The 14,202-nt window shown below is 60.5% G+C and carries 13 protein-coding genes; 11 read left to right on the plus strand and 2 right to left on the minus strand.

Features of this window, described 5'->3' with window-relative positions:
• Window positions 1-8: 8 nt before the first annotated feature.
• Entirely contained in the window at window positions 9-860 is an 852-nt protein-coding gene (locus CBB63_RS08440; protein ID WP_286698835.1) for a lytic transglycosylase domain-containing protein, read from the minus strand.
• A 144-nt stretch (window positions 861-1,004) separates the two neighbouring features.
• Here CBB63_RS08440 and ftsY point away from each other — a divergent pair, with 144 nt between their 5' ends.
• The 8 genes from ftsY to CBB63_RS08480 all read left to right on the plus strand — a co-directional run bounded on the left by ftsY (window position 1,005) and on the right by CBB63_RS08480 (window position 9,992).
• Window positions 1,005-2,201, plus strand: a complete 1,197-nt coding sequence (gene ftsY / locus CBB63_RS08445) for a signal recognition particle-docking protein FtsY (RefSeq protein WP_286698829.1) — start codon at window positions 1,005-1,007, stop codon at window positions 2,199-2,201.
• A 22-nt stretch (window positions 2,202-2,223) separates the two neighbouring features.
• Complete coding sequence (locus tag CBB63_RS08450; RefSeq protein WP_037963973.1) at window positions 2,224-3,126, plus strand: DMT family transporter; 903 nt, start codon at window positions 2,224-2,226, stop codon at window positions 3,124-3,126.
• A 12-nt stretch (window positions 3,127-3,138) separates the two neighbouring features.
• The gene (locus CBB63_RS08455; RefSeq protein ID WP_005854205.1) at window positions 3,139-3,744 is read left to right on the plus strand and encodes an inner membrane-spanning protein YciB; all 606 of its coding nucleotides are present in this window, start codon (window positions 3,139-3,141) and stop codon (window positions 3,742-3,744) included.
• 263 nt (window positions 3,745-4,007) lie between these two features.
• Entirely contained in the window at window positions 4,008-5,192 is a 1,185-nt protein-coding gene (locus tag CBB63_RS08460; protein ID WP_286698830.1) for an aminotransferase class V-fold PLP-dependent enzyme, read from the plus strand.
• Between the two features lie 93 nt (window positions 5,193-5,285).
• Complete coding sequence (gene folE2, locus CBB63_RS08465) at window positions 5,286-6,374, plus strand: GTP cyclohydrolase FolE2 (protein WP_286698831.1); 1,089 nt, start codon at window positions 5,286-5,288, stop codon at window positions 6,372-6,374.
• 227 nt (window positions 6,375-6,601) lie between these two features.
• The gene (locus CBB63_RS08470) at window positions 6,602-6,838 is read left to right on the plus strand and encodes a hypothetical protein (protein ID WP_005854202.1); all 237 of its coding nucleotides are present in this window, start codon (window positions 6,602-6,604) and stop codon (window positions 6,836-6,838) included.
• A 113-nt stretch (window positions 6,839-6,951) separates the two neighbouring features.
• The gene (locus tag CBB63_RS08475) at window positions 6,952-8,400 is read left to right on the plus strand and encodes a TrkH family potassium uptake protein (protein ID WP_286698836.1); all 1,449 of its coding nucleotides are present in this window, start codon (window positions 6,952-6,954) and stop codon (window positions 8,398-8,400) included.
• Window positions 8,400-9,992, plus strand: coding sequence for a thiamine pyrophosphate-binding protein (locus CBB63_RS08480; RefSeq protein ID WP_286698832.1), 1,593 nt, complete (start codon window positions 8,400-8,402; stop codon window positions 9,990-9,992). Before CBB63_RS08475 ends, CBB63_RS08480 begins: the two co-directional genes overlap by 1 nt.
• A gap of 72 nt (window positions 9,993-10,064) precedes the next feature.
• On the opposite strand, the gene CBB63_RS08485 is transcribed toward CBB63_RS08480, so the two are convergent.
• Window positions 10,065-11,894, minus strand: a complete 1,830-nt coding sequence (locus CBB63_RS08485; protein WP_286698833.1) for a serine protease — start codon at window positions 11,892-11,894, stop codon at window positions 10,065-10,067.
• Between the two features lie 157 nt (window positions 11,895-12,051).
• On the opposite strand from CBB63_RS08485, the gene CBB63_RS08490 reads away from it, so the two are divergent.
• The 3 genes from CBB63_RS08490 to CBB63_RS08500 form a co-directional block, all read left to right on the plus strand.
• Entirely contained in the window at window positions 12,052-12,990 is a 939-nt protein-coding gene (locus CBB63_RS08490) for a glycine--tRNA ligase subunit alpha (protein ID WP_005854198.1), read from the plus strand.
• Window positions 12,987-13,508, plus strand: coding sequence for a DUF6446 family protein (locus CBB63_RS08495; protein WP_064215613.1), 522 nt, complete (start codon window positions 12,987-12,989; stop codon window positions 13,506-13,508). The genes CBB63_RS08490 and CBB63_RS08495 overlap by 4 nt, the downstream gene beginning before the upstream one ends.
• A gap of 98 nt (window positions 13,509-13,606) precedes the next feature.
• The coding region (locus CBB63_RS08500; protein ID WP_286698834.1) for a glycine--tRNA ligase subunit beta at window positions 13,607-14,202 on the plus strand (596 nt) is incomplete at its 3' end.

The following is a 14,202-nucleotide window of genomic DNA, read 5'->3' on the forward strand; positions in this document are numbered from 1 at the left end:
AGTGGGAATTAGTTCTGCACCACCAAACAGGTGCACCCGGTCGCGCGCATCCTGTCGCACAGGCGCTGGGCGTCGGTGCGGGTGTTGCTGCCGTATTGTCCAAAGTAGAATCCCTTGCGGCGCGACACGCGGTTTTTCTTGAACAGGAAATCCAGACGCCGTCCTTTTACCGCGCTGCGACAGCTTGCTGTCTGGGCATTGGCTTTATCCCGCGCGCGGTCCTTGCTGGTCCCGAAGGATACCTGAACACCCCAGGGTTTGATCACCGGGGCAGGGGGTGTCACCTTTAGGGCGGTCACCCGACGATTGCGTGCCATCTCGTAGCAGGCGGGCAGGAAAGCTTGCGTTTTCGATAGTCGGAAATCGGGCGTTTTGGGCGGGGCATCGCGCCATTGCTCGGCGTCCAGACCGGTGATGATGGGGACATAGGCGACCGTCTCGGGGGCGAGCCCTTTGCCGATCAGAAACCCCTCTGCACGTCGTTCGCCGCCATTGTAGCCGATCGCAGCCAGTCCTTCGTTCCCGTATTTCTGCGTCATTTCAGCCAGATACTGGGCAGAGTGTTCCAGTGCATCAGCAGGATTATACGGGTCTTTCAGCCCGCGCCGCGCGGCGGTGGAGGGGATAAACTGCGCAATGCCGCGCGCATTGGCATGGCTCAATGCGTTTTGGTCAAACCGGCTTTCTTGCCAGATGAGCCGCGCGAAAAATGCGCTGTCCAGCCCGTGCCGCTCGGAAAAGACCTTGATCGCGTTGCACGTGTCATACACGAAATGCGCAGGGCGGATGCAGTGGGCATGGCCCCATTTGGTGCTGGAACAGTAGCGCCGGTCCGGCTCGGCCTGCGCCGCCCCTGCCATCAGTATCACCCAGAGCACCCATAAAAACCGCATGCAGACTTGGTGCGCGACGGGCCCCTTGCTGTCAATTGCTCTTGTCGCCCTTCCATCCCGCCGGTCGAGCCTATAGATCATAGAAAACGCCTGACAATTCGGAGAGCGCGCTTGGCCTTTTTTCAAAAGCTGAAATCCAAAATGTTCAAATCCTCGTCCAAGATCGACGAGGGGCTCGAGGCGATTGTCGAAGATGGCGGGGCGACGGATACCCCTGAAACGGTGGATGAGGTTCCTGTGGATCAGGTGATGGATGCGCCGCAGGCCGCGGCCCAAGCATTGCCCGAAGCGGTGGATGATGAACCCGCACCGATGCCAGCGGATGAAGAGCATACGCCCGCGCCCGTGCCGCTGCGCGAGACGATGACCCCCGTGGCCCCCGATCTGGTGCCCGCAACCCCCGAGCCTGCACCGGCCAAGCCCGGTCTGATGGGCCGCTTGATGGGACGCAGCGCCGCGGCCCCCGTTGTGCGGCGTGTGCTGGATGACGAGATGCTCGAACAGCTCGAAGAGCTGCTGATCTCGACCGATATGGGCGTGGATACGGCCCTGCGCGTCACCGCGAATATGGCCGAGGGGCGCTTTGGCAAGCGTCTGTCTGTAGACGAGATCAAGCGCCTCATGGCGACAGAGGTCGCGCGGATCATGGACCCGATTGCCAAGCCCTTGCCGATCTATGCCAAGACACCGCAGGTAGTGCTTGTGGTGGGGGTAAACGGGTCCGGCAAGACGACCACAATCGGCAAGCTGGCCAGCCAGTTCAAAGCCGCAGGCAAGAACGTCGTGATCGCCGCCGGTGACACATTTCGCGCCGCCGCCGTCGAACAATTGCAGGTCTGGGGCGACCGTGCCGACGTGCCGGTACTGACCGCAGGGCAGGGGTCGGACCCGGCGAGCCTTGCGTTTGACGCGATGACAAAGGCGGAGCGTGACGGCGCTGACCTGCTGCTGATTGACACGGCCGGACGGTTGCAGAACCGCGGCGACCTGATGGAAGAACTGGCCAAGATCGTGCGGGTCATTCGCAAGAAAGACCCAAGCGCGCCGCATAATACTCTGTTGGTGCTGGATGCGACGACAGGGCAGAATGCGCTCAACCAAGTGAAGGTTTTTCAGGAAATTTCAGATGTTTCCGGTCTGGTCATGACCAAGCTGGACGGCACGGCCAAGGGCGGTGTGCTGGTGGCGCTTGCGGATAAGTTCGGGCTGCCGATCCATGCCATCGGCGTGGGCGAACAGATTGACGATCTGCAGCCCTTTGACCCGCAGGAGTTTGCGGATGCCTTGATGGGGCTGGACCCGCAGTGACGCAGCATAAAGGTTCGGCGACATGACCGAATGGATCAGCCAGATTGAAGGCACCGCAGCGGGGCACCAAGCGGCGCTTTGGCTTGCGCTGGCCGCGGCTTTTCTGCACGCCGTTTTTGGCGCGCTTCAGAAAGGGCGGCATGATCCGTGGTTGACCCGCGGGGCGATCGACTTTTCCTATTGCCTGATGGCAGCCCCCTTTGCGCTGTTTGTCGTGCCGTGGCCCGAGCCCCATATGTGGGTCATTTTTGCCGGGGCTTGGGCGATCCATATTGTCTACAAGCTGTTACAGGCCTGGGCCTACACCAAGGGGGCCTATACGGTCGTCTACCCTGTGGTGCGCGGCACGGGGCCCTTGTTCACCGTGATCGGCGCCTACCTCATTTTTGGAGAGAGCTTTTCGGGCGTGCAATGGTTGGGCGTTGCGGTGCTGGTGGCCGGCATCTTCGGGCTGGCGCTGTATAACTTTGTCTACCTCGTGTCCGAACGCGATACGCTGAACGCGGCCCTCGGGCTGGCGGTGCTGACGGGGCTTTTCGTGGCGCTTTATACGACATTCGACGCCTATGGCATCCGCGCGACGGACAACCCGTTTACCTTTCTGGCGTGGTTTTTCATGATCGACGGGCTGGTCATGCCCGTGATCGCCGCGCGCCGCTGGCTGCGGATGGAGGATCGCCCCGACCTTGGCCCGTTGATGACCCGCGGCGTGGCGGGTGGCTTTGTCGCCTTTTTCAGCTTTGGTTCGATCATGCTGGCGACCCGTCTGGACAAAGTGGGCGAGGCCGCCGTGCTGCGTGAAACCTCGACCGTGTTTGCGGCGCTGATCGGATGGTTGGTGCTAAAAGAAACCGTAGGCCCGCGCCGTATTGCCCTGATGGCGCTGATCGCGCTTGGCGCGGTGATCGTCGAAATGGGCGGATAACTGGAGAGCAAGATGAGCACGACACGCGAGATAAACCCTTTCGTCAAATCGGCGCTGGAATACGGGCCGGTGCTGATATTCTTTGTCGCCTATCTGCGCTTCAAGGACGAGACCTTCACCCTGTGGGGCACCGACTATAGCGGCTTTATCGTGGTGACGGCGGCCTTTGTGCCGCTGTTGATCCTGTCGACGGGCGCGCTGTGGGCGCTGACGGGCAAGATCAGCCGCATGCAGGTTGCCACAGTCATTCTGGTAACGCTGTTCGGGGGCCTGTCGGTTTGGCTGAATGACGAGAGGTTCTTTAAAATGAAGCCGACCGCCATCTACCTTTTGTTTGCAGTGCTGCTGGCGATCGGTCTGGCGCGGGGGCAATCCTATCTCAAGTTCGTGATGGAAGAGATGATGCCTCTGAATGACGCCGGCTGGATGATCCTGACCAAACGGCTGATGCTGTGCTTTTTCGGTCTGGCGCTCGCGAACGAGCTGATCTGGCGCTTTGCCAGCACCGAGACTTGGGTGTATTTCAAGACATTCGGGCTGACGGCGGCGGTGTTTGTGTTTTTCATGACGCAAGGGCGGCTGTTCCAGACCTATGGTTTGGAAAAAGACGAAAGCTAGGACGGGGGCCAGCCCCCGCTGCCCCGTATGGGGCAGCACCCCCGGGATTTACGGCCATTTGGAAGGCGGCTTGCTGTTATAGTTGACGCGAGCGGGCGAGGGGCGTAGCAGATGACACGTGGCGATTTGATACCGGATTGCGGGCCACGGGCAGAGAAACCTGCCAAATTCCGCTAAAAGGTCAGGATGAAAGCCCCCTTTCGCTTGACCGCGTCTGGGGTTTTTTTACGCCCGCTGCACGGCGGGACAGGAAGGATGAGAGAATGAGCGTTGATTGGAAACCGCGGACCAAGGCTGTTCACAGTGGCACCCGCCGCAGCCAGTATAACGAAGTGTCCGAGGCCGTGTTCCTGACACAGGGTTTTGTCTATGACAGCGCCGAACAGGCCGAGGCGCGGTTCCAGTCGCTGGGGGATGACGAGTTTATCTATGCCCGCTACGGCAACCCCACGGTGCGCATGTTCGAGGACCGGATCTCGGGGCTTTTGGGGTATGAGGATTGTTTCGCCTGTACCTCTGGTATGGCGGCGGTCAGCGGCGCGCTGACATCGCTGCTGAAAGCAGGCGATCATGTGGTCGCCGCGCGCGCGCTTTTCGGGTCGTGCCTGTATGTGCTGGAGGATATCCTGGCGCGTTTCGGGGTCGAGGTGACCTTGATCGACGGCACGGATAACGCGGCCTGGGATGCTGCCATTCGCCCTGACACGACCATGGTCTTCTTTGAGAGCATTTCGAACCCCACCCTGGAAGTCGTTGACATGCGCCATGTGGTGAAAGCGGCCCATGCCGTCGGCGCGCTGGTGCTAGCGGATGACGCGATGGCGACGCCGGTATTTTCCTATGCCAAGGAATGTGGTGCGGATATCGCCATTATCTCGACCACGAAACATGTGGACGGGCAGGGGCGTATGCTGGGCGGTGCGATTTGCGGCCCCAAAGAGCTGATCCGCGGACCCGTCGAAGCCTATATGAAACACACCGGCGGCGCGATGAACCCGTTTACCGCCTGGACCCACCTCAAGGCGCTTGAAACCATCGACCTGCGTGTGCGTGCCCAAGCGGATGCCGCCTATAAGATCGCAGATGCGCTGAACGGGCACCCCAAGCTGAGCGCTGTGCGCTATCCGACACATCCCAGCCATCCGCAGCACGCGCTCGCCACGTCTCATGCGCCGTCGGCGGGGACTGTCTTGGCGGTAGAGGTCAAGGGCGGTAAGGACGCGTGTTTTGCATTCCTTAATGCGCTCGAGATTATCACCATCTCGAACAACTTCGCCGATGCGAAATCCATCGCGACCCATCCGGCGACCACGACGCACCAGCGTTTGCCGGATGACCAGAAGGCTACGCTGGGGATCAGCCCCGGCCTTGTGCGCTTGTCTGCGGGGCTTGAGGAGGTGGATGATCTGATNGCCGACATCCGTCAGGCGCTGGACACATTGAAGTGATCNNTTGGGGGCTTTGCCTGCTTGGCTGGACGNAGCATTGGTAAAGCCCCCGATATCNCCTATATAGGGGGCAACTTGCGAAAGGGCCTTGCTATGAATATCGCCGCGACAGTGATACCGGACCGTGATGACGCGGTTGCCGCACTCGATACGTTGCGGGCCTGGGCTCGCAAGGCCAGCGCGACAGAGATGGATGCGCTGGACCCGTCGCTGGCCCGTCTGTTGCGAAGCGTCGATAGCTACCCTCAGTTCAGCCGCGACTATCCCAGTAATTTTGCTGTGGGAGATAACTACAAGGCCACGCTGCCCGATCTGCAAAACGGCCCGTCGAGCCTGATCCGTGGTGCGAGACAGCAGATCCAGCATGTGGGGATATCGAACTTTCGGTTGCCCATGCGGTTTCACACCCGCGAGGGCAGCGATCTGACGCTCGAGACATCGGTCACCGGATCGGTNAGCCTTGAGGCGGATAANAAGGGCATNAACATGTCCCGCATCATGCGCAGTTTCTATAAACATGCGGATGAGGTGTTCAGCTTCGAGGTGATGGAAGCTGCGCTGGATGATTATAAGTCCGACCTCGAAAGCTATGATGCCCGCATCCAGATGCGGTTTTCCTTTCCGGTACGGATCGATAGCCTGCGGTCGGGGCTGTCGGGCTACCAGTATTACGACATCGCGCTTGAGCTGGTCGAGGCCGCAGGCGCGCGCAAGAAGATCATCCACCTTGATTACGTCTATTCCTCTACCTGTCCCTGTTCGCTGGAACTGTCCGAGCATGCCCGTGCGACACGGGGGCAGCTTGCCACGCCGCATTCGCAACGCTCTGTCGCGCGGATCTCGGTCGACGTGAACTGCGAGGAAAGCTGCCTGTGGTTCGAAGACCTGATCGACGCGGCGCGCCGTGCGGTGCCAACAGAGACGCAGGTGATGGTCAAACGTGAGGACGAACAGGCGTTTGCCGAGCTGAACGCCTCTAATCCGATCTTTGTCGAAGACGCGGCGCGGCTGTTCTGCGAGCAGTTGCAAGCCGAACCGCGGGTGCGTGATTTTCGCATTGTGGCCAGCCACCAAGAAAGCCTGCACAGTCATGATGCGATCTCTGTNCTGACGCAGGGCGATACCTTTGCGGCTCAAAGCATCGANCCCAGACTGTTCAGCACGCTGTTTCACGTCGGCTGATNTTNGCACGGTTTTAGGGCAGTCACTCTGACATGTTTTCATTCTGCGTATTTATTGCGCGGAGGTTTGTGGTGCTTGCTTGAAACATGCACAAAGTCATGCTGCGATGCGGCATCTTCGGGATGCTGCTATGCAGAAACGTCGGTTCTCATTGGGGATTGCTTCGTTATATTAAGAGGCAGAATAAGGTAACCGGCAGAAATGCAAAGATAAATCGAGAGTTTATTATGGCTTACAACAGCACAATTTCGCAAAGCAACGTCCCCACCATCAAAGCTCCCTTCGCCGTCATCGGCGGGTTTTTTGCTGCCATCTGGAACGGTTTGATCGCAGCGGGTGCGAACTCGGGCCGGATGCGTCAGGTGACATTCCTGCAGTCCAAGACCGACGAAGAGCTGGCCGCGATGGGTATCAAGCGTGATGACATCGTGCACCATGTTTTCCGCGACACATATTACGTCTGATCGGTTNACAGGTTGANTATTGACGGCCCGGGTGTGTCTTGCCCGGGCCGTTTTGCGTTTTACCGCAGGGCGNGTCCTTGACACCGGCGCGCCGCCGCGCCAACGCTGCGCAGATGTTGGATTTGCGCCCAGTTGGATATGTCATCGGCCTNTTGGTGTCGGTGCTTGGCATNGCGATGATNGTGCCAATGTTGGTCGATATTGCCGAAGGGCGCGGCCATTGGCCCGTCTTCGTCGAGGCNGGGCTGATCACCATGCTGGGGGGCAGCATGATCGCGCTGGCCTGTGCCAACGGGGTCAGGGAAGGGCTGACGATCCAGCANACCTTTTTGNTGACGACGGCCGTGTGGCTGATGCTGCCGNTNTTCGGCGCGCTGCCGTTCATGCTGGGCGCGACAGAGGCGCGTTTCGTCGATGCGGTGTTCGAGGCCATGTCGGGCATGACCACCACCGGATCNACGGTGTTTTCCGGNCTTGATGATCTGCCCAAGGGGCTGTTGTTGTGGCGNGCGATCCTGCAGTGGCTGGGCGGCATCGGTATCATTGTTGTGGCGATGGTGTTCCTGCCCGANCTGCGCGTCGGTGGTATGCAGATNTTCAAGTCGGAAGCNTTTGATACCTTTGGTAAAATCCTNCCGNGGGCCGGGCAGATCGCCAGCCAGATCTCGGTCATTTATGTCTGGCTGACCTTCGCCTGCGCGCTGACCTATCTGACCTTGGGGATGAACGTCTTTGACGCGACGGTCCACGCGCTGACCACCGTGTCTACGGGCGGGTTTTCNAATTATGACGCNTCNTTCGGTACCTTTAGCGGCAATGCGGAATATGCNGCGTCGATCTTCATGGTGCTCGCGGCGCTGCCTTTCGTGCGCTANGTGCAACTGCTGAACGGCAACCCNTTGGCCCTGCATCGTGATCCGCAGGTAAAGGGTTTCTTGCTGACNATTGCGGTNCTGGTGGGCCTGATCTTTATCTCTATCCAGTCGGTCTTTCCGCATCATTGGGAGCAATCCCTGCGNGAGGCGCTGTTCAACATCACTTCAATCATTTCNGGCACGGGCTTTGCCTCGGTNGATTATATGACCTGGGGGCCGTTTCCCGTGGCGCTGTTTTTCTTTACGGGGCTGATTGGCGGCTGCGCGGGGTCCACCGCCTGTTCGATCAAGATCTTCCGCTATCAGCTGTTGTTCGCATCCATCCGTGCGCAGTTGCAGCGAATCCGGTCACCCCACGGCATCTTTACCCCGCGCTATGACGGNCGCCCGATCAGCGGCGATGTCATGATCTCGGTCATGTCGTTTTTCATGTTCTTCACGCTGACANTAGGGCTGGTGGCCGTGGCGCTCAGNATGACNGGGCTGGATTTCGTGACCTCGATCTCGGGGGCGGGGGCGGCCTTGGGGAACATCGGGCCGGGTTTGGGCAAGATCATCGGGCCGGCAGGTAATTTCAGCACCCTTAACGACACAGCAAAATGGATCCTGACCGCCGCGATGCTGGTCGGGCGACTGGAGCTTATGGCGGTATACGTCATTCTGACATTCAAATTCTGGAGAGCATAATGAGCGCAGTACAAACCCGTCCTTTGGGGGCACAGATTTCTCATATGCTCAAGTCTCGCGGGGTAGAGGTGATCTTTGGCATCCCCGGCGTGCATAACCAAGAGATGTACCGCGGGATCGAGGAAGCAGGGCTGACCCATGTGCTGGCGCGGCACGAACAGGGGGCGGGCTTTATGGCAGATGGCTATGCCCGGGCCACANGCAAGCCGGGGNTCGCCTATGTGATCACCGGCCCGGGGCTGTGCAATGTGATGACGCCAATGGGGCAGGCCTACAGCGATTCCGTGCCGGTNCTGGTGTTGTCCTCCTGTCTGGATGAAACGGCGGCGCGGAAGGGGCAGCTGCACCAGATGAACGATCAGCGCGCGGCGGCGGAAACCGTGTGCGANTGGTCCGAAATGGCGCTGACGGCNCCGGCGGCCTACCAGNTGATNGACCGTGCNCTGNCCGAATTTGCCACCAGCCGCCCGCGGTCCAAGCATATTTCTGTTCCCATTCACCTGCTGGAGGCNGAGGCCGCCCCCGCGCACGCCCTTGCCGTCAGCGCGACCTTGCCGGCNGTGCCCTCTGCGCAGATCGACCTTCTGGCGCAAAAGCTGGCCGCAGCGCAAAAGCCGCTGTTCATCTTTGGCGGCGGTGCCGTTGGCGTTCAAAACGTTGACGCCCTGCTGGCCCGCTGGCAGGCGGCGAGCCTGACGACCTATGCCGGACGCGGCATCGTCTCGCCCGGAGCGCCGCTGCATTTCGGGGCCTATCTCGCGCGGGAAAGCAGCGTGGATGTGATCGCGCAGGCGGATCTTGTGATCTCCGTCGGGACCGAGCTGGCAGAGGTGGACCTCTGGCGCGATCATCTGGGCCATTCAGGCGAGCTGGTGCGCGTTGATATTGATCCGTCGGTTCTGGCGGACCCGCANGCNGCACCGTTTGCCATCCTTGGNGATGCGGTACAGGTAATGNCCGCGCTTGACGCTGCCTTGCCGGACGAACGCACAGCAGCGGGGTGGAATGCGGCCGAGGTGGCAGGCTGGCGCAAACGCTGGCGGTCAGAAGTGGATATGGAGCGTCCGGGCATCCTTGCCGTGGTGGAGGCGGTGAAGGCTGCGACGCCCGAAGGCACGATGATCTACTCGGACATGACCCAATTCGCCTATGCCGCAACCGAGGTCTGGGAGATGGACCGCCCCGGGTATTGGCATCATCCCTACGGGTTCGGCACGCTTGGCTACGCAACACCTGCTGCGATTGGTGGGGCCATTGGCCGCCCCGGGCTGCCGACCATGGCGATCATCGGGGATTATGGCTTTCAGTACACGGTGCAGGAACTGGGGGCTGCGGTAGAGCTGGGGCTGCCCCTGCCGATCATCCTGTGGGACAATGGCAAACTGGGCGAAATCGAAGACAGCATGACCCGCGCGCAGATCGCGCCAAACGCGGTCATCGCCCATAATCCCGATTTTTGCAAACTGGCCGAAGCCTATGGAGCCTATGCCGCGGCACCGAAATCGCTGGAGGAGCTGCCAGAGGTCCTGGCGCAAGCCTTCAAGGCCGACCGCCCGACGTTGATCTATCTGACGCCCCAGACCGCAGTCTGATCAAGGGCGCTTCCCGAAGCGGTTCAAACGACTGACCCCGATCCCCCGTTAAACGGGGGATCGGGGTTTTATTTATTCCCAACAGCTGACCAGTACGGTCATGCCCTTGGCTTTTTCACGCAGGTCCTGCGGCTTGATCGTGGTGCTGCTGGCCGTGGTATCAACGGTGACACCGGCCTTTTGCGCAAGCTCTGCGATGACCTTGGATTCAACCGCAAAGGCGACATCTTCGGGCAATTCGCGTGCGCCATTGGCACGGGGCAGCAACATGCCCAAGACCCGCCCGTCACGATCCAGAATCGGGCCACCCGCGTCACCGCTGCGGGCTTCTAGCGCGAGGCGGGCGATGTTCTCTTCGCCTTGCAGCCCACGCACATCGGCCAGCGTGCCATAGGTCACCGTCGCTGATCCAAGCACGCCTTCATAGGGGAAGCCCGCAACCGCGATTTCGGATTGCAAACGGGGGGGCACGGTGTTGAACGCCGCCACATCCAATGGCGAAAGTGCTGCGCGGGGTTTCAGCAGGCTGATCCCGCTGGCCGCATCATCAACAACCACATCAAGCTCTGTCTCGTCGTCCAGCGTCAGACGACCACAGCTTTGCACCGCCTCGGATGTGGTGGCAACAGTACCTCGCCCATCAATGAAGAAGCCCGAGCGCGAGATTTTCGGCGACCGGATTTGCAGACCCGACACCAGATCGACAGCCTGACGGTCGCCACCCCCCGCTGCGGCATCCAGCGTACCGGGCAGGCGGGTGAAGGATTTCGTCATCTCGGCAATCACGCGGCGGCGGCGGTCTTCGTCCCCGGCGGGCCAGATGAGGGTGAAGCCCTTGATCTCGCCATTCTGCAGCGACACCTGCGTCTGGCTGACGATGCGGCCGTTCTCGCCGATCAGCTCGAAACTGTCGGACTTCCGCTCGCGCGGGCCTTCTTCGGGGACGATTTCAAGGGTCTGCATGATGTCATACAGGCCAAAGAGCGTATCCTGATCGCCCGCCTGACTGATCAGAAGAACCCGCGCGTCGATGTCGCCGGTGCCATTGTAATGAGCGAAGGGGGGCTCGAACCGGTCAAACCCCACGATCTTGGTCGGCATCACCATCTCGATCCCCGCGTCGGCGTTGCGCACGGCCTGCAGGCCCAGACCTTCGAGCACGGCGTTATATTGTTTCAGAAGGGCGGCGCGTTGCAGCGTTGTCAGCACGCCGGTGGCGTCATAGCCGTTGGCCCCTTGCCAATCGGCCATAGACCCCCGCGTACCCCGCCCGAAGGCACCGTCGATAGAGGCATTGTAAAACCCCGCCCACTTCAGCGCGACCTGCAACTGTTCGCGCGCCTCGCGGTCAAGATCCCGTTCGCTGGCGCGCGCTTCGGCCAGGGTTTCGTCACGTGGTGGTTCGGGCAGGACAGGGACTTGCGTGGTTTCTGCCTCTGCGGTGGCGGTGTTCTCTTGCTCCAGCGCTTCGCTGGCGGGGGGCAGGGTGGTTTGCGTGATCTCACTGTCTGTCTGAGTATCGGTGGGGGATGCAGGGTCAACCGGTGCGATCAGCGGAATGTTCAGGACGTTCGCGCCCACGGGCCAGAACTGCTGCTGGAACCGTTCAGAAAGCTGGATAAAGCTGTCGCGCGGAATCACCCCGTCCCGGCGGTAGCGGCGCAACAACAGCTCTGCGTCATCACGGCGATAGGGACCGACCGCGATTCCATACCAACTGCCGCCCAAGGCAAAGCCGTTCACATCCTCAAGACTGGCGCTATAGGCACGTGCGCGATCGGTCGCCGCGGCCAGATTGGGCTGGGCTTCGACCTGTATCCAAACCACATCATCGGCAGACTGTGCAAAGGCAAACGGGGCAATAAACAAGGCGGCGATCAGGGCCGCAAACAGTCGCGTCATAGGTATGGGTGCTCTCAAGGATTTAAACTTGCAGTAGATAAGCAGGAACCTGTGCAAAATACCATGCTTGAGACAGCGCAAATCATCACAAAGCTGCCAATTGACCCTACCGCAACAGCACCTTAGGAAAGGCGCGCAGCAGCAAAGGCAAAATCTTATGTCCGACCCGGTCCAGCGCCCCCGTTCATTTCAGGAAATCATCCTCGCCCTACAGTCCTATTGGGCACGTCAGGGCTGTGCGGTCCTGCAGCCCTACGACATGGAAGTCGGTGCGGGTACGTTCCACCCGGCCACGACCCTGCGCGCGCTTGGCACCAACCCTTGGGCCGCCGCCTATGTGCAGCCCTCGCGCCGCCCGACCGACGGGCGCTATGGGGAAAACCCCAACCGTTTGCAGCATTATTACCAGTTTCAGGCGCTGATCAAACCCAGCCCGCCCAACCTGCAAGAGCTTTACCTCGGATCGCTTGAGGCGATCGGGATCGATATGGCGCTGCATGACATCCGCTTTGTCGAGGATGATTGGGAAAGCCCCACTTTGGGCGCATGGGGACTGGGCTGGGAAGTCTGGTGTGACGGCATGGAAGTGTCGCAGTTCACCTATTTCCAGCAGGTCGGCGGCCATGATTGCCACCCTGTATCGGGAGAGCTGACCTACGGGCTCGAGCGTTTGGCGATGTATGTTCTGGGCGTCGATCACGTGATGGACATGCCCTTTAACAGCCCCGACGCGCCGATCCCGCTGACCTATGGTGACGTATTCAAACAGACCGAGGAAGAATACGCCCGCTGGAACTTTGATGTCGCCAATACCGACGTGCTGCTGGACCACTTTGTCGAGGCCGAGAACGAGTGCAAGGCGATCCTTGCGCAAGATGCCGTGGACCCCAAGACCGGCAAGCGCATCGTGATGGCGCACCCCGCCTATGACCAATGCATCAAGGCGAGCCACATCTTCAACCTGCTGGACGCACGCGGTGTCATCTCGGTGACAGAGCGTCAGGCCTATATCGGGCGGGTACGCACCCTTGCCAAAGCCTGCGCCGACGCCTTTGTTCAGACACGGGCCGGCGGTTGGTCGGAAAACGCGGCATGAACGGTAAAATTGTAGGAGGCGTCATCTTGGTTGCAGCAGCCATTGCGGGTCTCGCGCTTTATTATCTACAGGTCTACGGCTATTATCACGAGGCACCGGCACCGGATGAGGGCGTCTCGCTGGTGTCGATCTCCAGCAATGCGTCCGAGCCGATCCTGACCGACAATTTCCGCGCCATCGACGCCGACAGCTCGCCCATCCGCTACCGCGCATGTTTCGACACCTCGCTTAGCCTCGCCATGCTGTCCGAAACCTATGTCGTCAGCGACGAGGTCACGCCGCGCAATGCACCGGGCTGGTTCGACTGTTTTGACGCCAAAGCCATCGCAGAAGAGATCGAGGCAGGCACGGCGCTGACCTTTCTGGGGCAGAAGAACGTGCATTTCGGCGTTGACCGTATCGTTGCGATCACTTCGGACGGGCGCGGCTATGTCTGGCACGAGCTGAACGATTGTGGCGACAAAGCCTATGATGGCACCGTGGTGGGCGAAGCTTGCCCGGAACGCCCCGCCGACTGATCCGACCCGGATCGACCGGCCCTTTGACATAAGCGCTGTTTGCGCGACACATATTTAACCGCACCCAAGCGACACGCGGCCCCGAAAGGTACGAACCCATGCCCGACCTCCTGATAGAGCTTTTCTCGGAAGAAATTCCCGCCCGCATGCAATCGCGCGCGGCGGATGATCTAAAGAAACTGGTGACGAACGGTCTGGTGGATGCGGGGCTGACCTATGCCTCTGCCGCGGCCTTTTCGACGCCGCGTCGTCTGACCCTGACGATCGAGGGGATGCTGGACGCCAGCCCGTCGCTGGTCGAGGAACGCAAAGGCCCCAAGGCCGATGCGCCGGAAAAAGCCATCGAAGGGTTTCTGCGCGGCGCGGGGCTGACCCGCGACCAGCTGGAAGAGCGTGACACGCCCAAGGGTAAGATCCTGTTTGCCATGATCAACAAGCCGGGCCGCCCCGCAGCCGAGATCGTGGCAGAAGTGCTGGAAACCACCATTCGCAACTTCCCCTGGCCTAAATCCATGCGGTGGGGCAGTGGCAGCTTGCGGTGGGTGCGCCCGTTGCATTCGATCCTGTGTATCCTGTCGGCCGAGGATGGCGCGCAGACCGTGCCCTTGACCATCGACGGGATCACTGCGGGCGACACCACGCGCGGGCACCGCTTTCTGGCCCCCGATACAATCACCGTCAGCAGCTTTGACGA

This window comes from Sulfitobacter sp. TMED3, from assembly GCF_002167505.1.
Taxonomy (GTDB): Bacteria; Pseudomonadota; Alphaproteobacteria; order Rhodobacterales; family Rhodobacteraceae; genus Sulfitobacter; species Sulfitobacter pontiacus.